Source organism: Sorangium sp. So ce128 (assembly GCF_051525245.1).
GTDB lineage: Bacteria > Myxococcota_A > Polyangia > Polyangiales > Polyangiaceae > Sorangium > Sorangium cellulosum_B.
The window spans coordinates 2,621,274-2,641,159 of sequence record NZ_CP150313.1; the positions used below are offsets into that span (position 1 = coordinate 2,621,274).

The window sequence follows — 19,886 nt, forward strand, 5'->3', positions numbered from 1 at the left end:
CTCCTCCAAGCTGGCCACGGCGGCCCCGGGGGCCGTCGCCGGATCGACGCGAGCGCCACGCTCAGCGCCGCCCGCCGAAGTCGCTGATCGAATTGCCCCGCGTCGGCTCCGGGCGCGCCCCCGCGTCGGGCTGCGCGCGCTCGACGGGCCGGGCCGTGGCGGTCGCCCGAGGCGCGCCCGGCTGCGCGGCGAGCGGCGCCGCCGGGCCGGAGGACGCCGCCGCCGGCGCGGGCGCGCTGGCAGAGGCCGCCGGCGCGGTCGGGGCTGGCGAACCGCCGGCCACCTCGGGCGCGGCGCCGGTCGTGCCGGGCGCCTCGTGCGCGTCGCCCTTCGCCATGGCCTCGGAGGTGGGGGCAGCCGTGGCCTCGGAGGTGGGCGCCGTCGTGGCCTCGGCGGTGGGCGTCGCCGCGGCTGCGGGGGGCTGTTCCTGGTCGGTGGCGAGCCCGGAGCGCAGGAAGAACAAGGCGCCGAGCGAGGCCCCTGCCAGGAGGGCGCCGGCGGCGATCGCCAGGACGACGCGCGCCCCGTGCCGGACCGTTCGCACCGGATGGCCCGAGTTGCTCCACGAGCTGACCGTCGGCCCCGTCTCCGCGTTGGGCGCAGTTGGTGCGACCGGCACGAAGGACGGCGTGCCCGGCGCGAAGGACGGCGTGCCCGGCGCGAAGGACGGCGAGGCCGGCGCGAAGGATGGCGAGGCCGGCGCGAAGGACGGCGAAGACGGCGAGCCCGGCGCGAAGGGCGCGCCCCCGTGCGGTATGGACGGGCGCGATCCGAAGCCCTGAGCGCCCCCGCTCGGCACGCCGGTCTGGAGGAGCGACGGCCGCGCGATGTCCGAGGAGCTGCCGAGCATGCGGCGCGCCCGGTCGACGTGCATGTGGCCCGTGGCGGGGCCGAACGGGAGCAGCGCGGCCGCCAGATCGCCGACGTTCGTCCACCGCTGCTCGCGCTCCTTGGCGAGGCAGTGCATCACCACGGCGTCCAGCTCGCGCGGGACGTCGGGGCGCAGCTGGGCGACCGGGGCAGCGTTCTCGTAGAGCAGCGCGTGGAAGAGCTGAGCGACGGAGTCGCCGTCGTACGGAGTCCGCCCGGTCAGCATCTCGTACAGAATGACGCCGAGAGACCAGATATCCGCGCGCGTATCCACATCCTTCGCGGAGCGCACCTGCTCGGGAGACATGTAGAGCGGCGACCCGAGGAGCGACGCTGTCTGGGTCAGCGCCACCTGGTCGCGCGATATGCCGAGCAGCGACTTCGAGATACCGAAATCCAGGACCTTGATGACCCGGTCGCCGTCGGGCCGGAGCGAGAGGAACAGGTTGGCCGGCTTGAGATCGCGGTGCACGATCCCCGTGGCGTGCGCCTCGGCCATCGCGTCGAGGGCCTGGAGCATGTACCCGACGGCCTCCATCACGGGCAGCGGACCGCGCGCCCGGATCTCGTGGGCGAGGTCGTTCCCCTCCAGGAACTCCATCACCATGTAGGGCATCCCGCCCTCCAGCGAGCCGACATCCAGGACGCGCGCCACGTGCTCGCTCTTGATCCTGGCCAGCGCGCGCGCCTCGCGCCGGAACCGCTCCGCCGGGTCGCCGCCGTCCGGCCGCAGCGAGTGCAGGAACTTCATCGCGACGCGCTGATCGAGCTCCAGGTGCCACGCAGCGACGATCGTGCCCATCGCACCGGCGCCAACGATCTGCTCCACGCGGTACTTGCCCGCGAGGACGTCGCCCACAGCAACGGGAGCCATCGCCATGGGCCCCAGGCTAGCCGAGATCCACGAGATCACATACTTCGGCGCGCCGCGATCTGCGCGCAGGGCGGAAATACCTCGTCGACGCTTCCGCTGCGGCGGAGCCGTGCGTCTGGGCGCGTGGTGGGCAGGCATGACACCCGCGCCGGCGAGATCTCACCGGCGTTCCAGCGCGACGCCCGCGACGCAGCGCCAGCGCTCGGTCTGCCCCTCCACGGCCCACAGCTCGAGCCGGTCGGCCCGCCACACCCCGTGCGCGAGCGCAAGCACCCGAGGATCCGCGGCGAGCTCCTGGCGGCGCGCGTCCGGCAGCTCGCCGTACACGAGGCTCACGTGCGGGCGAAAGGGGGCCTCGTTCGCGCCGAGCGCCGCCTCGGCCGCGCGGCGCAGCGCCGCGAGCGGCTCGGACGGCGTCACGTCGAGGAACACGCACTGGTGGCGGGTGCCGCCGGTGGCGGGGCCGCGCGCCTCGAGCGCGACGGGGCGGAGCGCGCCGCCGTCGCCGCGCAGCCCGCCGAGCTTCGCGGCGAGCGCGCCGCCGTCGCCGCGCAGCCCGCCGAGCAGGGTGAGGTGAGGCGCGAACGCCGTGCCTCCGGTCTCCCGGGCGAGCGCCTCGATGAGCTCCTCGAGCCGCGCGGCCGGCGCTCCGCCGGGGATGAGCCACAGGGCGAACGCTGTCTCTTGCGCCATGGCCGACACCCTTTGCGCCGCCGCGCCTCGCGGGCAAGCCGCCGCGCGCCGGAGCTCGCGTGAGCGCCCCCTCCGGCTCACGGCCCGCTCAGGGCGTGCGCAGGGGGGCGGTTCGCGGCGGATGGTTCGGATCGAGCAATGAGACGCTCCTCAGCCGAGCGCCGCGCGCAGGTGCCGGTAGAACGCGTCCGCGGCACCGCCCTCGGGGATGCCCGCCGACCCGCCATCGTTCAGCTCCACCAGCATCCAGCCGCCCCCTTCCTTCTCGGCGACGTCGGCCGCATAGAAACGACTGCGCACGCGGCCGAGAACGGGCGCGAGCACGTCGGCGCTCGGCGGCTCACCCGGATAGTCACCGTCGGCCCAGTACGGTGCCGAGTAGAACGGCCGGCCGTCGAGCACGAAGAAGCGATGCTCGTTCACCAGCGGCAGCCTGCTCTTCGGGTGCAGCCCGATGCGTCGCAGCGCGACGAACTCGCGGAAGACGAGCCCGCCGACGACGTGGTCGTCCTGGAGGCGGAGGAAGTTGCCCACGACGCGCCGCACGTTGGCCTCGTCGTCCGCCGCCGGGATGAAGCACGCGTCGAACCACTCGTGCTTGCGGGACTTCACATAGTCCTTGAGGATCACGGCGCCCGATCCGAACGCCTCTCGCACGTGAACGACGACGGCTTCGAGGTCGAACGTGGAGCCCGGGATCCAGATCGACCGCGCTGTGTGCTCGGCGCCGCCGATCGTCTCGTACCACTCCGGCAGGTGATAGCAGTGCTGGTACGCCGCCGGCTCCGTGATCAACCGCCGGCCACGCGCGGCGACGACCTCACTCATGCATCGGTAAGCATCGAGGCCCAGGAGCCAGCCGCGGTAGATCACCTCGCCCGGGCCTTCCGGCACCCGGCGGAGCTTCACGTCGCCGCCGAGGAACACCTCGAGGTCGATGAAGCCGACGTCGAAGCCTGCGCTGGCGGCATGCCGGGCTTCCTCCTCGAAGGCGCTGTCCGGCGTGGTCGGGTGCAGCGGGTTGCTCGGAAACAGGACGAGCGGGGCTGGGAGCATCTCGTAGACTCTATCCGATTTCAGATCGCTCGTCCGTGGCCGTCGAGCTCAGCTCTGGGCTGCTCCCTCGACATCGATCCACGCTCCGCACATGGTGCAGAGCTTCGCCGAGGCGTCGGGCAGGAAGTTACAGCTCGAGCAGTACCTCTTTCCGTCGGGAGGCGGCGGCATGGGCGGGCGGGGCGGCGGCGGATTCCAGTTTGACGCCATGGGCTCCGGCGGTAGCCAGGGCGGTGGAGCTCCCTCCCAGCCGTTCAGCGCGATTGACGCGCCCGCCCTGTCGCCCGGCACGCAACGCAGCGCCGGCCCGCCGAGCTGGTCGCGCCGCGCCCAGAAATCGCCGTTGCTCATCCGGGACCGCAGCTCCGTGCCGTGCACGCTCGAGGGCAAGAGCGGCCGGTGCGCCCCCGCCTCATCGCGGTAGCGGACCGGCTGTCCGTCGGGCTTCAGGGCCGAGCCAAAGGAGATGTGGTGATCGACCTCGACCGTCGCCCGGAGATCGGGCGGGTTGCCGTCGTGCGCGTCGAGCGCGGGCGCGAACAGCCACTCCGGGTACCTGGGCTCGTACCACCACAGGAGCGGCTCGGGCTGGAGGTTGCCGTTCCAGCAACAGACCGCCACCGGCCAGCCGGGGTAGTAGGCCTCGAACGCCTGAAGCATGCGGTCGTTGAGCGCAGGCCGCTTGGGCTCCGGGACCTGCCCGAGGACGGAGAGCACCGCGCGCGGCGACTCGGCGAGCACCACCGCATAGCTGCCCACGTCGAAGACCACGGCCCGGGCGGCGGGCGGCGCGGCGAACGGCGGCGGGCCGTAGCTTGGCGGGATCGGCCGGCGCGTCGCCTGGCGGATGTCCTCGAGGAAGGTGCGGAACGGGCGCGTGTCGACCGCGTTCTGCGGGCCGATCCGCGTGGCCGGGATCGGCAGGATCATGGCGTTCGGGCCGGAGGTCGACGCCGTGTTCTGGTAGGCGAGGACGTGGACGTAAGCGCCGTTCCACTGCGCATCGCCGGCATAGAGGAGGGTGCTGGAGAGCCTCGCGGGGGAGAAGGTGCAGCACATGGTCGCTGCAGGATACACGAAGAGGAGCCTTTCCGCCCATTGTCGGCGGATGCGCCACGGGCGCCGCGGGCGCCCGTCGGATCCATCGGCAGATTGGGCGGCGTCAGCGTGGTCGCGACGTGCAGCCGCGTCGTTCGCCCCTCCACACACCGCCCTCGCAGGGGTGCCGCCGTGCCTCCGCCGGCGTGAAATCCCCAGTCACCTGTTGCTGCCATCCGGTCGGGTTTGCTCAAGCAGCATTTTAACGCCGGTCGGAGCGCCGCCACGAAAACGCTTTTTCGTTCGACCGCCCACCGGGGTCATCCGTTGTCCCGAACGAGCTTTGAAATGGCGGTTCGAAGACCGCGCGCTACGTCCAGCCATGCCTCGTCACGGTTAGGCCAGCTGGTGATTGGTTTCGCGTCCTTGGGGAGGGCCTGAAGGCGCGCGAATGGCGCCGCGTTCCAATCGGTTGGCCGGACAATAATCGGAATGACCAAAACCTCGCCTCTGCCGAAACGGTTCATAGCTCGAGTCATTTCGACCTCGTAGCAATAGTCCGACGCGACAAAATGCGGACTTACCAAAATGAGCACAATGTTCGACCTGTCGAGGCGCTCGTCAATTGCTTCTCTCCAGTCCGTGCCCGGAGCAATTTGCCGATCATACCACTGCGATATGAGTTTCTCGCGACGAAGAGAAGCGAGATGAACGTCGAGCTCATCTCGCAGTGCTTCGTCCTGGTGCGCGTAGCAGAAGAACACGCTCGCTGGCGAGGTCTGCCCCATACCGGAACTGTGCGGACGTGCGCCTACAGGCGGTACTGGCGGCGGAGGCAACTCAGAACGAAAGACCGAACCGCCACGGGCTTTAGCGATCCTCAGCAATCCTTCCTCAATGAGTTGATCTCTGATTTGGTCGTAGAACTCGGCCTCCCACCCAAGCTGGCGAATCAATGTGGCATCCGAAATCTCCCGCCGATCCACTGGGACAAGCGCCATGAGCTCATTACGGCGGCTCTCTGTCCAGCCTGAGGCGAGCATGACACTGCCGCCGCGTCCTTTTCCTAACCAGATTAAGCCGCCCTCAAGCAACTTCGCGCGGACCGAGTAGTACTTGCTCTCGTCCCAGGCGAGGTGATTGCGAAGCTTGCCGTTGCCGATCGCGGAGCCATCCTTCGGGAGCTGCGACAACATGGTCTCCTCCGCTGCCGTCGACGACTCGACGTCCGGCTCGTCAGAAGGAGGTGCGGACACTACATCGACCAGAGAAATATTTTTGAGCAGTTTGTGACCGCGATGGCGGGAGAGACGAAGGCGTACCCCACTCTCATCGACTCCGAGCGTCCTAGCGACCTGACCAAACAGGTCATAGTGCCGGACCGTTGCGACGCGGAGATTGCCGAGGATGTCGCTCAGGACTACCTCGCGTTCTTCACGATCCACCTTGCCGGGCCACGCAAAGTTGAAGGCATTCTGGATGTGCATCTTGCCTGAGACCTGATCCAACACAAATTCAACCATTTGCGGATCGAGGGTCGTCACCTGGGAGATGTTGTGGCCGTACTCTCCCGTCCTCGCAGCGGCGACCGTCTGCTTGCCGAGCTCGCCAGCAAGATCGGGCCACTCGTTAACGAACACGCTCCGAAGCTGGGCGTTCCCGCGGGCACTATCCAAGCGGAGGCGAACCAGCCGCGGGGGGAGCCTCGTAACCTCGACAATCTCGGCGAGCACGCCGTCACCCGATCCGCGTACTTCCGTCACCGTGCGATCACCGAGGAGCGCCATGCGAACGGTGACGCCAGCATGATCCACGAGCGGCGTCAAGGTTGAGCGCGGACGGCGGGACGTGGACGTCCGCCGGCCCAACGTGCGCTGCGCCGCGGTGCGGCGGGAGGCGATCGCGGCGAGGTCGTCGGGCCGGTCGCGGACGAGCTGGACCTCGTGCTGGACGGCAGGAAGCGGTGAGGTCAGCGCCGCGGCGGCGAGCACCCACTCACACGCGTCGCTGTAGGGCACCGGCCCGAGGTTCTCGTGCGGCAACATCAACCCGGGTCGGGGCCGCTCCTCCACACTCCGTCCTCGCAGGGTCGTCGTCGTGCCTCCGCCGGCGTGAAGTCCCCAGTCACCTGGGGCTGCCTCTTGGGCGGGGTTGTTAACCAGCGTTTTGCGACCAGTCGGAGCGCCGCTTCGCCGCAAAAACGCTAGTTCGTTAGGCTGCTCGCCCCGAGGCCGGCGCCGCCGCGGTACCGGACGGGATCGCAGTCGTCCCGGAAGTCCTTCACCGCATTTTCGCGCCTCCTAGCGATCGGGAACAATCGCCCACTTGCCGGTGTCGTCCCGCTTGAATTTCCGCTCTCTCTCCTTCCTCCCCGGCTCGGGCTTTTCGAGCCGACACGCTTCGATCTTCGGGAGCAGCTCATCGTCGGTCGTGAACTCGCGCTCATACCTCACCGTCGCGGTGTTCCCTTCGGACATGATGGACGTCAGACCGACGAACTTGAACGAGCCACACGCGAAGTAGAGTCCATTCTCGTCAAGGTCGGCCTTTCCGGCGCCCTGAAGGGCGCGTTTGCAACAACCACCGCAGCCCGATGTAACGCAATCTCCGCGCTTGATCAGCCCGGCCCTTTCCAAGGCAGCCCCACATTTCGCCGTTTCATCAAAGTCGGAGAACGTCCACGTCTTGTCGGTAGTACGCCGGGGATCCCTCCAATAGCAGTTGACGCCGGGCCCCTTCGCGAAGTTCGCCTCCACGAGCCGTCGCGCGTTCTCGGCGTCGAGCTTGCCGGTCGGCTGCACTACGTCGGCCTGGGTTGGCGGCGCGAGGACTGGCGCGGGCACGTGCGCGACCCATCCGATCGCCACGCCGAGCACGAGTCCTCCAACCGCCCCTCCTACTCCAGTCTGCCAAGGTTTCATTGGGTCTCCTGTTACCGATCAGTCCCGCGGCCGCGGAGCCGCGCGATCCTTACGCCCGATCGTTGGTGGGGTTCAATCCCCTTATACGCCGCCGCAGGTCGTTCTTTGTCGCTTGCCGCACCGGACCGCTGGCCGCGGAGTCCACGGCACGACTGTCTCCACGGAACTGCGTAAGAATTCGCTGACACAGCCCACTCTGTCCGCCCAACGAAAGCGCTTCTTGGGACGCATCAGGACTCGTAGAGTTCTCGGAATTCCTTATGGGCTGCTCGAAGATCAGCAACGACACTCTTTGCAGAGGAATATCTCTTGACGCGATCCCTCAGTAGAAGTCTCTTGATGCACTGTTGTAGCTTGTCGGAAAGAAAGATCGCATCCTTGGCAGACTGGTGGGCTGCACCGTCGACGATCGCTTGCTTCTTCTTTGCAATAGGCAGGGAAGAATCAATGGCCGACTCTCCCTGCGCCATGAAGTAGAGGACCAAGCCGAGCTGGAACAGGTCGGATTGCGGAACGCTGAAGTCGCCGCGAGCGAGTTCAGGTGCGACGAACGACCAATTGGCAACCTGGGTTACCGCGACGTCGTACTGGCCGTCAAGCTGCTTTGCAATACCGAAATCCCCAATCTTGAAGATCGACTTCCCCTGAAAATAGAAGATGTTGTTGGGCGTTACATCGCGGTGGATCAGCGGACCGGCGGCGCCCCACGCCGTGTGCATGTAGTGCAGTGCGCTGGCGATCTGGATGCCGGCGCGCATGACCTCCGACTCGTCCCAACCCTCCGCGGGCGTGCAATGATCGAGAGAGGCGGTAGCCAACTCCGTGGCCATGTAGAGAAAGCCTTCACATTCGAACGCGTCGAACACCTGAAGGATGTTTGGATGGCTGAGCGAGTCGTGCGTCTCAGACTCGTTCGCCCAGCTCTCGAGAACGGACGCCGTGCTGCCCGGCTTAACCCTGAAGCGTTTCAGCGCCACGCTGAGATTCAGGTCAAAGAGTTCGGCCTCGTAGACATCCCCGAAGCCACCTGACCCGAGCAGCTTCTTAATGACATACCTATACAGCGTGCGGTCGCTCTTGACGATGGGGAAGCCCTGCTTAGTCGTCTTCATATTGTCACCTCAGATACAAGGCGCATGCCACCAGCTGCAGCTCGGGAGCCGGCCTCGCGGCCCAGTCGATTGGTCAACCGAAATCGCCGGACCAGGTCTGTCTAGCTCGTCGCCTTTTGTGACCTCCTCCCACGGAAAATCTCACGGATCGGTTCTGCGCCGCAAGGCCCAAATGCTGTCCAGCGCCATAGGCTAGATCGGTCTAAGACCGGCGGCAGTCGCCGCCTTTCCGGGGAGCCCAGGGGCGCGGCGGACGCGCAGCCAGAGGCGTGGTTCCGCATCGCGCCTGGACGACGCGGCGCGGCCGCCTCGTCAGGAGGTTGCGGGACACCTACCAGTCCGTTCACAACCTCGGACCGAAGGGGCCGTCGAGGGGCTGCGGACGGTCAGGCCGCCGCGGTTCAGCGCGTGGGTGTAGATCATCGTCGTGCTCACGTCGCGGTAGCCGAGGAACTCCTGGGAGCGTGCGGATGTCGTGGCCGGCTTCCAGCAGGTGCGTGGCGAAGGAGTGACGCTGGCGTTCTGCTTCGCGCCCGGGACGTGGGCGGACGCGGAGCTCGACTGCGTCGCGCAGGACGGGCACCTCGTGCCTATCCACGACACGGAGACGCGGGATCTCATGGTCTTGAGTGCCGCGGCGGTCCGGCCGCGCTCCTTTTGGATCGGGGGCACCGAGGCGTCCGGGGGGACTTCGAGTGGACTGACGGCGCACCGTACGACGACGAGCGCTGGACCGGCGGCGAGCCGAACAACGCCGGCCACGGAGAGCGCTGCGTGGAGCTGGCGAGCTTGGCAAGCGAGCAGTGGAACGACATGCCCTGCTACGCCGAGCTGCCCTACGTGTGCAGGCTGCCTTGACGAGGATCACGGCCGCCCCAGCCGCAGAGGCAGGCAGGGCGGCCGCTCACCTCGGTCATCTCATCTGCTTGCGCGCGGCGCCAGCCGGAGCCACACGCCGCCGGACGTGCTCATCGGGCGGGTTGCCGTCGTGCGCGTCGAGCGCGGGCGCGAACAGCCACTCCGGGTACCTGGGCTCGTACCACCACAGGAGCGGCTCGGGCTGGAGGTTGCCGTTCCAGCAACAGACCGCCACCGGCCAGCCGGGGTAGTAGGCCTCGAACGCCTGAAGCATGCGGTCGTTGAGCGCAGGCCGCTTGGGCTCCGGGACCTGCCCGAGGACGGAGAGCACCGCGCGCGGCGACTCGGCGAGCACCACCGCATAGCTGCCCACGTCGAAGACCACGGCCCGGGCGGCGGGCGGCGCGGCGAACGGCGGCGGGCCGTAGCTTGGCGGGATCGGCCGGCGCGTCGCCTGGCGGATGTCCTCGAGGAAGGTGCGGAACGGGCGCGTGTCGACCGCGTTCTGCGGGCCGATCCGCGTGGCCGGGATCGGCAGGATCATGGCGTTCGGGCCGGAGGTCGACGCCGTGTTCTGGTAGGCGAGGACGTGGACGTAAGCGCCGTTCCACTGCGCATCGCCGGCATAGAGGAGGGTGCTGGAGAGCCTCGCGGGGGAGAAGGTGCAGCACATGGTCGCTGCAGGATACACGAACAGGAGCCGTTCACCCCATGGCCCCTGGCGCGGCGCCCGGTCACCTGCCGGCGCGCGGTCCAGCCGGAGCCGCTGCGCTGGCGGCAAGCCGGGCTTCCTCCTTGTTGACGCTCAGGCTGGCTGATGGTCCGCCGAGCAAGCTGCTTGATGGCCATCGCGGGCGTGCACGGTTGCGGTCAAGGAGAGCGATGGCCATCGCTCGGACGCGCGCCGCAGGGCAGCTCGCAATGGCCATCATGGTTGGTGGCCGTCGGCGCCGGCGAGGTGTCCCTTTACCAGCGCCGAGGTGGCGCCCGTCGTGTGGGTCAGCGTCAGCTGCCGTCCGTCCCCAGGTCGCCGACGATGCGCGCCATCACGTCACGCTCGACGAGTTTCTTCTTCCGTCGCGCCGCCTCGCGCAGCGCGGCGGTGGCCATGCGGTCGATCTCGCGCAGGCTCGAGCCAGCCGCCTCGTGGAGCAGCGTCAGAGCGTCCGCGGTGAAGACGTCGCGATCGGCGCCGGCACGGCTCATCCGGAGCCGCACGTACTCTCCGGTATCGTCGGGGACCATCGCACCAATGGACAGACGCCGCTCGATGCGGGAATATAGCGAGCGGTTTTTGCGCAGCTCAAGCCGGTCTTGGAGGTCAGAGAGCCCTACCAGGATCAGCGACAACAGGGCGCGGCTGTCCCATTCGTAGTTGAGCAAGATGTGGAGATGATCGAGCGTGTCTTGGTGGAGCAGGTGCGCTTCGTCCAGCAGGAAAACCGGGTGGATGCGCTCGCGGCCGAGGGTCTCGATATGCGCGCTGACAGCGTAGAATACGGCCGCCGCGGTCGCAGCGGGGTTGAGGCCGAGGGCATGGCAGAGCTGGCGATAGAAGTCGCGGCGGCCCAGCGTGGCGTTGTGGCAGTAGGTCAGCCGGAAGCCGGCCTGCGGCAATCGATGACGCACGGCCCGTAGCACACACGTCTTGCCGGCACCGGGCTCGCCGACCAGCAGCACTTGGGCGTGCTCGTGCACGGCCTCGCACACCTCCTCGACGAGCTGCTCCTTCGAGGGCGGCAGCCACAGCTCGCCGTCCTGGATCTCCTTGGAGAAGGGTGCGGCGGAGAGGGTGAAGAAGCGGACGTAGGACTCGCTCACGTCTCTCCTCCGCGCTCGCTCGTGTCAGCGCCAGTGCCTATCGAGCGGCCGAGCGTCCGCGCGGGGTTGAAGTCCACGGGGCGAGTCGGCTTGTTCACCGCAGGCCCGCCGCACGGCAGCCGCTTTCGGCGCGCGTTGCGCTGCGGGTCGACCGGATGCAGCACCAAGCGCTTGCCCTCGTGCTCGACCCACGGCGGCTCGTCGGGCGCGACGAAGCATCGGGCGACGGAGACGATCTGGCCGGCGAGGTAGCCTTGATCGAGCTGCCAGGCGACGCCGTCGACAGAGACGATGTTGTCGCCCGAGACGCGGCGCCGGGTGCGCTCGGTGAGCGCGACGCGCAGCGCCCTTTCGTCGACGCCGCCCTCGGCGGCGGGGCGGGCCGCGTAGACCTTCGCCGGGGTCTGGCCGAGCAGGCCCCCGTGCGGCGCCGGGTGGTAACGCCTGTCGAGGAAGGCGCGGAGCGTCGTGTTGATGTCCACGAGCGACGCCAAGGCGCCGAGATAGGTAAGGCACCCTTCGCGCAGCGTGCGCCAGAAACGCTCCATCTTGCCACGCGCCTCTGGGTCGTACGGCTTTGCGTGCAGGAGCGTGATGCCGAGCCGCGCGCACGCGGTTTTGAGGATGTCGCCGCGGTAGGTGGAGCCGTTGTCGAGATAGAGCGCGTCGGGCTTGCCGTGGCGGCGCAGGGCGTCGACGGTCATGGCGAGCATGTCGACCTCCTTCTCGGTCGTGTGCGCCTCGAGGGCCACGACGTAACGAGAGGCGTCGTCGAGCAGCCCGTGGATGCGGAGCGGCATGGCTTTGCCGCCGACGGTGCAGCCGGTCACGTGGCAGACATCGCCGTGCCAGAGCGCGCCGGGGCGCTCGGCTTGCCAGCGCAGCCGCGTCTTCGGCTCTCCCTCGGCGCGCGCGGCGCGGCGGCGAAGGCCGTGCGCCGCGTACAGTCGCCGTACGGTGGGCTCGGAGATCTGGGTGGCTTCGAGTCGCCCCTCGTCCACAAGCGTCTTGAGGATGAGCGGCACCGAGGCGTCGGGATGCTCGCGCCGAATGTCGAGCAGCAGCGTACGCAGCTCCTCCGACAGGTCCTGCGCGAAGCCGCGATCGCTGCGTGGCTGTGGGCGCAGGCCGTCGAGGCCAGCGGAGCGATACGCGTACAGCCAGCGCTCGAGCGTGGGCACCGAGTAGGTGCGGGTGCTGTGCGCGCCCGGCGGTCGAAACCGCTGCTCGCTCAGCGCACGCAGCGCTGCGGCGAGCTGGCCGTGAGTGAGTACGCGGTGCATGAGAGGGCCGATGACCGTGGCGCGATAGATCGCGACGGTCTCGGCGTGGTCGGCGGGGCCGAGGGCCATTCGGACAGGTCCTTTCTGCGCCTTGCTGGCGCGCGGTCCTTGTCCGGGATCGGCGGCGTTTTTGGCAGGGATCCTCTCAGGTGGGCTGTACGATCGGGGCTCCTCGGGGGCAAAGGCCCTCACGCCGCATGCGCGGCGCCGAAGAAGGCGCGCTGCTCGATCGGCAGCGCCCGGGTCGTCGGGTCCGCGGTTGCCGCGAGCGATGTCGCGACGGCGGCTGCCCTCTTTCGGAGCGAGGCGGACGGGCCTGGGTCGGGGGCGTCCGAAAACAGACGTCGCTGCGCGACGTCGCGCGCCCACCGACGCAGCGTGGCCCAGCCGGCGACGGCGCTGTCGCCGAGGATCTTCGCTGGGCCCACGCGCCGACGGACCTCGGCCGCCGTCGCGAGCGCCAGGCCCCAGAGCGCGAGGGCGAAGCCGATCGCGGCGGCGCTGTATACGCGAAGGCCGAGCACTCCGCGAGGAACGACGAGCAGCACAGCGCGGCAACTGAGGCAGCGGTAGCGGCGAGCTGTCACCGAGAGCACCTCGGGGCGTTGGTCCGGGCTGGTGGGGCCCCAGACCTGCCGCTCGCGCCTGCCGTGGCCTTGGAGCCGGATGGCGCCGCCCAGCGGACAGCTCGCAGCGCCGCAGACGGGGCAACGCGCAGGCCGCGCTTCGACGACCGTGGGCGGCTGCTGCTGCCAGCGCTTGATGTCGATGGCGCTCTGGATAACACTGCGACCGCTTCGATTCCTGGGCACAAGAACCGGAGCACGACGAGGAGGCTGTCCGCCAAGATCAGGTCTCCTCGTCGCCTATTTTGTGGCCGGCACCGCGCCGCTGCTCCGCTCCTGCGGTCGGCCTAACCCGTCGTGAGGCGGGCGTGGGAGCGACGAGGGGTGGTAATTTTTGACCGATGGACGGAAGTCGGGCGCCCGCGAGGGAAGGGCTTGTTTGAACCGACGCAACCGTGCTCAGAGGGAACGGAGATGAGAATCTTGAGAGGCCGGAGGTAATGCGTCGTGTGTCGCGGCGCTCCGGAGTCGTCGTCCCGGGCTGCGTACGCGGAGCGAGCATCCTCCTTGATGGCCAGCCTCGTTGGGCAGAACCCCTCACCATCAAGCAGCACGCTCGATGCGGTGCGCTGCCGCATCGATGAGAGGGCGCGGTAATACTCCTCGAAGGCGCTGTCCGGCGCGGTCGTGTGCAGCGAGTTGCTCGGGAACAAGACGAGCGGGGCTGGGAGGATCTCGCAGACTCTATCCGACGACGCGGCGGTCGTCTCGACGGGAGTGAACCGTCAGGCCGCGGCGAGCGCGCTGACCATGACGTAATACCCATCAGGATCACGGAGCGCGAATTCGCTGGTGCCGGTACTGGGGTTCAAACGGGGTTCCTCTTCCAGTCCAGCGACGAGGGCGCGTGCCCGAAGCAGCGTCTCATTGAAGTCGTCCACACGAAAGAACAAGAGTAACCCATTGCCAGGCTGAGCGTGATCGGGGCTGATCAGTGGTGGATGCTCGTGGGCTCCCCACTGGTGAACGCAAAGCAAGACCGTTCCATCGGAGTCCAGTATTTGGCCGAAATCATCATGGGCGGGGTTCGTTTCCGGTTGACCAAACAGCGACTGATACCACTTGAAACTACGAGCAACATCAGCAACACCGATGATTGTCCACGTGCGTTTCATCGCTTCCTCCTGCGGCCTGACGTCGGCCGATGCGCCGCGGGCGCCCGTCGGATCCACCGGCAAGTTGGGCGGCGTCAGCGTGCGCGTGGGAGCGCGCCCGCGAGCTGTCGCGTGAGATCGGCCGCTGGCACTTCCTTGCATCCGCTGACGTTTTGCCCCGCCCAGAGCGGCGAGAAGTCGCCGCTGCCCTGGCTTTCCGCCTTGGCGCGCAGGGGGGCGATGGCCGACGTCGCCAAGGGAAAAGCTGGCGCGGCGCCGCTCATCGGCCCAAGCTCCCTCATGAGGCGGTTCACGATGCCCCGAGCGGGTCGCCCGGTGAAGAGGTTGGTGAGCGCCGTGATGCTGGCTGCGCCGCTCGCGAGGGCCGCGCGATGCACCGGGCTCGTGGTGGCCTCCGGGCACAAGAGGTAGGCCGTCCCGATCTGCACGCCGGCCGCACCGAGCGCGATGGCGGCTGCGACACCCCTCGCGTCCGCGATGCCGCCCGCGGCGATGACGGGGATCTTCACGGCGTCCACGATCTGCGGCACCAGCGCGAAGGTGCCGAGCTGGACGCCGAGATCGTCGGACAGGAAGCTGCCGCGATGACCGCCCGCCTCGATGCCCTGGGCGATGACCGCGTTGACGCCGCGCGCCTCCAGCCAGCGCGCCTCGTCGACCGTCGTCGCAGAGGACAGGATCTTCGCGCCCGAGCGGCGCACCCGCGAGAGCAAAGCCTCCGAGGGCAGACCGAAGTGAAAGCTCACCACAGCAGGCCTGAGCTCGTCGAGCACATCAGCGGCCTCATCGCTGAAGGGCAACCGGCCGGGGCCGGTCGGGATGGCGCTTGCGTCGACGCCGAGCTCAGCGAAATACGGCAAGAGCCGGGCACGCCAGATCGCTTCTTGCTCGGCGTTGGGCTCGGGCCGCGTGTGACAGAAGAAGTTCACGTTGAACGGCCTCGTGGTCTGCGCTCGGATGGCCGCCAGCTCCTTGCGCAGGGCGTCCGGGCCCAGCACGGCGCCGGGCAGCGAACCTAGCCCACCCGCGCTGGAGACCGCGACCGCGAGCGCGCTGCTCTGCACGCCGGCCATGGGGGCCTGGATGATTGGAAGATCGACTCCAAGGAGCTCCTGCAGCGTCGTCATGAAAATCTCCAGATCCACTGCCGAGGCAGAGTCCAGCCTTTGGCCTTTTTTTCGTCCAACAGAGAGCGTTTGGCCGTGGGATCTGAGCATAAGCGAAGGGCCCATCGGTGGCAACGCTTGGCGGGCTTGGCTGTTTCGATGCAGGCAAGCTACTATTTGATATCTCTTGGGCAGGGGCGGGCGGTCGAGTTGCAGAGCCGTGGGGCAGCGGCGACGGACCATTTCGGGCACAGCCGGCGTGCAACAGCAGTATCACGAGTAGCGGTGCTTGTGTCGTCTTCATGCGCAGGTTGGTTAGTTTGTCTAACTATCAGTCGATTGGTCGGCCGTAGCCGCAGGACGAGGTCTGTCCAGTGGACAGTTCGGTAAGTCGTTCAACATGGTCGTGGAGCAGAGCCGTCCGATCGCGGCTCGCCGCCGGTGTGCGGGGTCGACTGGCCACCGCGGATGATGTTGAAAGATCTGTCGAACAGTCCACCAGTTCGTTGCCTTTCGTGGCCTCCCACCACGCGAAGCCCTCACCCGGGTTGAGTCCGTCGGGGCCCCGGTCCGGGTTGGGGCCGGCGAAGCCCGTCCCAGCGGCGCGGCTGGAGCTCGCGCCGGTGCGCGGCGCGGCTACACTGCGCGGCCCGTGGACTCCGTGATGGACCGCATCGAGGCGACGGTCGCCTGGTTCCGGCAGCGCCGGTGGGCGCACCTCGCCGTGGTGAACCTGCGCATCCTGATCGGCTTCGCGTTCCTGCCGGCGGGGCTGAAGAAGATCCTCGGCGAGCCGTTCACGGATCCGGGGAATCGCGGCCCGTTCCACGAGTTCTTGCACGCGTTCCACGCGACCGGGCACTTCTACACGTTCGTGGGCGTGGTCCAGCTGGTGGCCGCGACGCTGCTCATGACGCAGCGGTTCGCGACGGCCGGCGCATTCATGGCGCTGCCGGTGACGGGCGCGATCCTGGCGTTCTGCTGGAGCACGGCGGTCGTCCCGACGGCGATCGTCGTCACGCTGATGTTCGCGGGCCTGGTCGGGCTGGTGCTGTGGGACGTCGAGCGGTGGCGCGGCGTCCTCGACGCGCCGGACGCCACGCTGCGGGCCGCGCGTGCCTCGTCACCAGCACCGATCGACCTGCGGCTCTGGAGCCTGTGCGGGGCGGCCATCCTGGCGGCGTACCTCGCGACGTGTCTGCTCAGCGGCGGCATCTACCGGCCGCGGGGGCCCGCGTTCGATGAGCCGGGGTTCTACGTGCTGATGGCGCTGCCGCTGTTCCCGATCGTGACCGCGCTCATCGATCGTCGCCGGCGCGCGGGGCGCTGACGCCCCGGTCAGGGCTTCGATCGCGTCAGGAACTCCGACAGCAGCTGGCCGGTCGGCCCCTTGGACTCCTCGGCCTCGTGGGCGCGCCCTCGCGCGGCGGAGCGCCAACTGGGCGATCGGATCGATCGTCTGCTGGAACGTCCTCCCGCTGGCGGTCGCGCACTGCATGAACGCGCTGTTCTGCCTCTCCCGGCCGCGCTGCGCGATGAAGCGAAACACGTGCCACCGCTCCGTGGAGCTCGCGGAGCTTCTTTTTTTAATGTGTGTATTTTGCACAAATTTTCTTGACGCTCCGGAGGGGGTGACTATATGCATAGTACACATATCTGAAACGCGGTCGAACAAACCGTGGCTCCTTACCAAGCGCCCGGGCCCTCCGCTCGTGAAGGATCCGGCTGCCCGGAGGTCTCATGCCTGCTTCAGTACGTTCGCGTTCCGTCGCCCGAGCCTCGCTGTCCGCCCTCGCCCTCGCCCTGCCAGCCGCCGCCTCGTTCACCGGCTGCTCCGCGGGCGACGGGCCCACGGAGCCCCAGGCGACCGGGAGTAGCCCCACGTTCCACAAGGACGTCGAGCCCATCCTGCAGAAGAGCTGCATGGGCTGCCACTCCGCGGGCAATATCGCGCCCTTCAGCCTTACCGCGTACGACGACGCCAGGGCTGTCGCGGCGCTCATGGTCCAGACGACCAAGGCGGGCACGATGCCGCCCTTCGCCGTGCGTGACACGGACGAGTGCTCGACCCGTCACGCGTGGAAGGGCGACATCCGCCTCTCCGAGGAGGAGATCAGCACGCTGGAGGCCTGGAGCAATGCCGGCACTCCCAAGGGTGATCCGAAGGACGCGCCCGCCTCGTTCGTGCCGAAGAGCCCCGACCTGCCGGGCATGACCCTCGAGGTTCATCCGAACGAGCCCTACGTCACCTCCGGTGAGCAGGACGAGTTCCGCTGCTTCATCATCGATCCCGGGCTCACCGAGGACCAGTACCTGAATGGTCTACAGATGGTGCCCGGCAACCACAAGGTCGTTCACCATGGGATCATCTCCATCGATCCGGAGGGGAGGTCCGCGAGCCTGGCCGGCCCCGACGGGAGCTTTCCGTGTGGCGCCGGCGAGGTCGCGAATGGCGCGGAGATTGGAGCGCTCCAGATGGTCACAGCCTGGGCTCCCGGCGCCGACCCGGTCGATCTGCCCGAGGGGGTGGGTCAGCTGATCCCGAAGGGGTCGCTCATCATGATGCAGATCCACTACCACCCCGCCGGCACGACGGCCGACCCGGACCTGACGCGCATCCAGCTCAGGCTCACCAAAGAGAAGCCGAAGTACGGCTTCCTGTACCACCTGATCGGCAACTTCGATGATCCGGTCGGCGAGCTTGGCTTCGGGCTGCTACCGGGGCCGGGCGACAAGAACGGCGTCGAGTTCCTGATCCCCGCGGACAGCAAGGATCACGTGGAGACGGAGCAGTTCACGGTCCCGGCCCCGGACTCGCCCGGATCGCAAGAGATGCCGTTCCCGCCGGGCACGCGCATCTATGGGGACTTTCTGCACATGCACTACCTGGGCTTCGACGAGAAGGTGACGGTCACGCGGGCGAACGGCTCACCCGATCAACCCAAGGAGGAGTGCCTGGCGCACGCGCCGAAGTGGGAGTTCGGCTGGCAGCGCTCGTACTCGTACGACGCGCCCATCGAGACGCTCCCGACGCTCGAGCCGGGCGACGTGCTCCGGATCCGGTGCACGTACAATAACTCGACGGAGAACCCGTACGTGGTCAAGGCGCTCAAGGAGGCGAAGTTGATCTCGACGATCGACGTGGCCTACGGCGAGGGGAATACGTTCGACGAGATGTGCGTCGCCGGGCTCTCGCTCGTGTACCCGATGCCCTGACGGGAGCGGAGGCGCGAGGAGGTCAAGGGCATCAGGGGAACGTGGCGTCCGCAACGTCGTCCCTCTCGCCCCTTCCTCGCATGGCCGAAGAGCGCGTCGAGGAACCGCGCCGGCGCGCCCGGCGAACTTGACACAGTGTAAACTATGCCCCATGTTGACACCATGTCAAGCAAGGACGGGGAAACCCGCGCCGTGATTCTCGAGGCCGCGCGCCGGCTGGTGACCGAGCCGGGGCGTCGCGGCGTCTCGATGGCGGAGATCGCGTCGGCGGCCGGGGTGTCGCGCCAAGCGGTCTATCTGCACTTCGAGACCAGGACCCAGCTCTTGGTCGCGCTGGTGCGTCACGTCGACGAGGTGCATGGGTTCGCCGACCTGGTCCGAAAGTGCGAGCGCCTCCCCGACGCGCGCGCGGTCCTCTCCGAGTTCATCGGCGCGTGGGCGGGCTACGTCGCCCACATCACCGATGTGGCGCGGGCCATGCGGGTGGCACGGGCCACGGACGAGGACGCGGAGCTCGCGTGGCGCGACCGCATGCGTGGTTTCACGGGCGTCTGCGCGGGCTTCGTGGCGCGGCTCCAGGCCGAAGGCGCGCTTGCCGACGAATGGTCGGCGTCGGATGCGGCGGACTTCTTGGCCACCCTCCTGTCGATCGGGAACTGGCAGGAGCTCATCGAGGAGCGGAGCTGGTCCCGGCCGCGCTACGTCCGCGCGATGCGCCGGAGCGTGGAGCAGAGCCTTCTCAGGCCGATGGAGATCAAGACGGCACCGAGGAGGCGCTCGTGAGCGGCGCGCAGCCGGAGCTTTTGGCGCAGGGCTCGGTGGAGATCGGGCGGCCCCTGCGCGAGACGTTCGCGTACGTGTCCAACATGGAGAACTTCCCGACTTGGTTCCCGGGCGTCGCAGCCATGCGCGAGCTCGACACGCTGGAGCACGGGCAGGTCGGCAAGCGCTACCGGGAGACCGTGCGCATGCCCTTCGGGCGCACCGGCACGATCGACATCGAGGTGAAGGAGGCGCGCGTCGGGGAGCGTCTGCTGACCGAAAGTGAGGGCTTCCTCCTGGCCCGCATGCGTGTGGACTTCGAGGCGCTCTCCGACGACGAGACGCGCGTCGAGTGGCGCATGGTCAGCCGCAACCAGCGGTGGTGGTTTCGCTGGCTTGTGGTCCCCCTCCTGCGCCGCGTGATGCGCGGCCGAGCGCGCGACGGACTGCGTAAGCTGCGCGAGAACCTGGAGCGCGAGCCGTCGTGAATGGTGCCGACGTTCGAGCGCACCTCGGCGCAGCGGCCTCGCGGTGA

The 19,886-nt window shown here is 68.3% G+C and carries 18 protein-coding genes and 1 pseudogene; 5 read left to right on the plus strand and 14 right to left on the minus strand.

Going from position 1 to position 19,886, the window contains the following annotated elements; all coding sequences use genetic code 11:
* Positions 1 to 61: 61 nt before the first annotated feature.
* From WME82_RS10230 to WME82_RS10265, 8 genes and pseudogenes are all read right to left on the minus strand, one after another.
* Positions 62 to 1,744: a protein kinase domain-containing protein gene (locus tag WME82_RS10230; protein WP_438042664.1), complete on the minus strand. Its 1,683-nt coding sequence runs from the start codon at positions 1,742 to 1,744 to the stop codon at positions 62 to 64.
* Positions 1,745 to 1,903: 159 nt separating this feature from the next.
* Positions 1,904 to 2,437, minus strand: a complete 534-nt coding sequence (locus WME82_RS10235) for a 2'-5' RNA ligase family protein (protein WP_438042665.1) — start codon at positions 2,435 to 2,437, stop codon at positions 1,904 to 1,906.
* A gap of 150 nt (positions 2,438 to 2,587) precedes the next feature.
* Positions 2,588 to 3,493 (minus strand): ATP-grasp domain-containing protein, encoded by a 906-nt coding sequence (locus WME82_RS10240; protein WP_438042666.1) that lies wholly within the window; start codon positions 3,491 to 3,493, stop codon positions 2,588 to 2,590.
* 48 nt (positions 3,494 to 3,541) lie between these two features.
* Positions 3,542 to 4,570 carry a hypothetical protein gene (locus WME82_RS10245; RefSeq protein WP_438042667.1) on the minus strand — a complete coding sequence of 343 codons (1,029 nt, stop codon included), beginning with the start codon at positions 4,568 to 4,570 and terminating at the stop codon, positions 3,542 to 3,544.
* A 281-nt stretch (positions 4,571 to 4,851) separates the two neighbouring features.
* Positions 4,852 to 6,576, minus strand: a complete 1,725-nt coding sequence (locus WME82_RS10250; RefSeq protein ID WP_438042668.1) for a toll/interleukin-1 receptor domain-containing protein — start codon at positions 6,574 to 6,576, stop codon at positions 4,852 to 4,854.
* Between the two features lie 255 nt (positions 6,577 to 6,831).
* Entirely contained in the window at positions 6,832 to 7,452 is a 621-nt protein-coding gene (locus WME82_RS10255; RefSeq protein ID WP_438042669.1) for a hypothetical protein, read from the minus strand.
* A 230-nt stretch (positions 7,453 to 7,682) separates the two neighbouring features.
* Complete coding sequence (locus tag WME82_RS10260; protein WP_438042670.1) at positions 7,683 to 8,564, minus strand: serine/threonine protein kinase; 882 nt, start codon at positions 8,562 to 8,564, stop codon at positions 7,683 to 7,685.
* Positions 8,565 to 8,876: 312 nt separating this feature from the next.
* Positions 8,877 to 9,081 (minus strand): annotated as a pseudogene (locus tag WME82_RS10265) (tyrosine-type recombinase/integrase); the annotation flags it as partial.
* Between the two features lie 140 nt (positions 9,082 to 9,221).
* Here WME82_RS10265 and WME82_RS10270 point away from each other — a divergent pair.
* Positions 9,222 to 9,422 carry a lectin-like protein gene (locus WME82_RS10270; protein WP_438042671.1) on the plus strand — a complete coding sequence of 67 codons (201 nt, stop codon included), beginning with the start codon at positions 9,222 to 9,224 and terminating at the stop codon, positions 9,420 to 9,422.
* A 55-nt stretch (positions 9,423 to 9,477) separates the two neighbouring features.
* Here the strand turns inward: WME82_RS10270 and WME82_RS10275 are convergent, their stop codons facing one another.
* The 6 genes from WME82_RS10275 to WME82_RS10300 all read right to left on the minus strand — a co-directional run bounded on the left by WME82_RS10275 (position 9,478) and on the right by WME82_RS10300 (position 15,394).
* The gene (locus WME82_RS10275) at positions 9,478 to 10,203 is read right to left on the minus strand and encodes a hypothetical protein (RefSeq protein ID WP_438042672.1); all 726 of its coding nucleotides are present in this window, start codon (positions 10,201 to 10,203) and stop codon (positions 9,478 to 9,480) included.
* A 224-nt stretch (positions 10,204 to 10,427) separates the two neighbouring features.
* The gene (locus WME82_RS10280; RefSeq protein ID WP_437740784.1) at positions 10,428 to 11,243 is read right to left on the minus strand and encodes an ExeA family protein; all 816 of its coding nucleotides are present in this window, start codon (positions 11,241 to 11,243) and stop codon (positions 10,428 to 10,430) included.
* On the minus strand, positions 11,240 to 12,595 hold the full coding sequence (locus WME82_RS10285; RefSeq protein WP_437740783.1) for a DDE-type integrase/transposase/recombinase: 1,356 nt from the start codon (positions 12,593 to 12,595) through the stop codon (positions 11,240 to 11,242). The genes WME82_RS10280 and WME82_RS10285 overlap by 4 nt, the downstream gene beginning before the upstream one ends.
* A 119-nt stretch (positions 12,596 to 12,714) precedes the next feature.
* A complete protein-coding gene (locus WME82_RS10290; RefSeq protein WP_437740782.1) occupies positions 12,715 to 13,338 on the minus strand; it encodes a hypothetical protein in 624 nt (207 codons plus the stop codon).
* Between the two features lie 539 nt (positions 13,339 to 13,877).
* A complete protein-coding gene (locus WME82_RS10295; RefSeq protein ID WP_438042673.1) occupies positions 13,878 to 14,267 on the minus strand; it encodes a VOC family protein in 390 nt (129 codons plus the stop codon).
* A 74-nt stretch (positions 14,268 to 14,341) separates the two neighbouring features.
* On the minus strand, positions 14,342 to 15,394 hold the full coding sequence (locus WME82_RS10300) for an NAD(P)H-dependent flavin oxidoreductase (protein WP_438044872.1): 1,053 nt from the start codon (positions 15,392 to 15,394) through the stop codon (positions 14,342 to 14,344).
* Between the two features lie 643 nt (positions 15,395 to 16,037).
* On the opposite strand from WME82_RS10300, the gene WME82_RS10305 reads away from it, so the two are divergent.
* The 4 genes from WME82_RS10305 to WME82_RS10320 all read left to right on the plus strand — a co-directional run bounded on the left by WME82_RS10305 (position 16,038) and on the right by WME82_RS10320 (position 19,839).
* Positions 16,038 to 16,703: a hypothetical protein gene (locus WME82_RS10305; protein ID WP_438042674.1), complete on the plus strand. Its 666-nt coding sequence runs from the start codon at positions 16,038 to 16,040 to the stop codon at positions 16,701 to 16,703.
* 410 nt (positions 16,704 to 17,113) lie between these two features.
* Positions 17,114 to 18,589: a hypothetical protein gene (locus WME82_RS10310; RefSeq protein WP_438042675.1), complete on the plus strand. Its 1,476-nt coding sequence runs from the start codon at positions 17,114 to 17,116 to the stop codon at positions 18,587 to 18,589.
* Between the two features lie 162 nt (positions 18,590 to 18,751).
* Positions 18,752 to 19,372, plus strand: coding sequence for a TetR/AcrR family transcriptional regulator (locus WME82_RS10315; protein ID WP_437745295.1), 621 nt, complete (start codon positions 18,752 to 18,754; stop codon positions 19,370 to 19,372).
* Positions 19,369 to 19,839: an SRPBCC family protein gene (locus WME82_RS10320; RefSeq protein WP_438042676.1), complete on the plus strand. Its 471-nt coding sequence runs from the start codon at positions 19,369 to 19,371 to the stop codon at positions 19,837 to 19,839. The genes WME82_RS10315 and WME82_RS10320 overlap by 4 nt, the downstream gene beginning before the upstream one ends.
* Positions 19,840 to 19,886 lie beyond the last annotated feature (47 nt).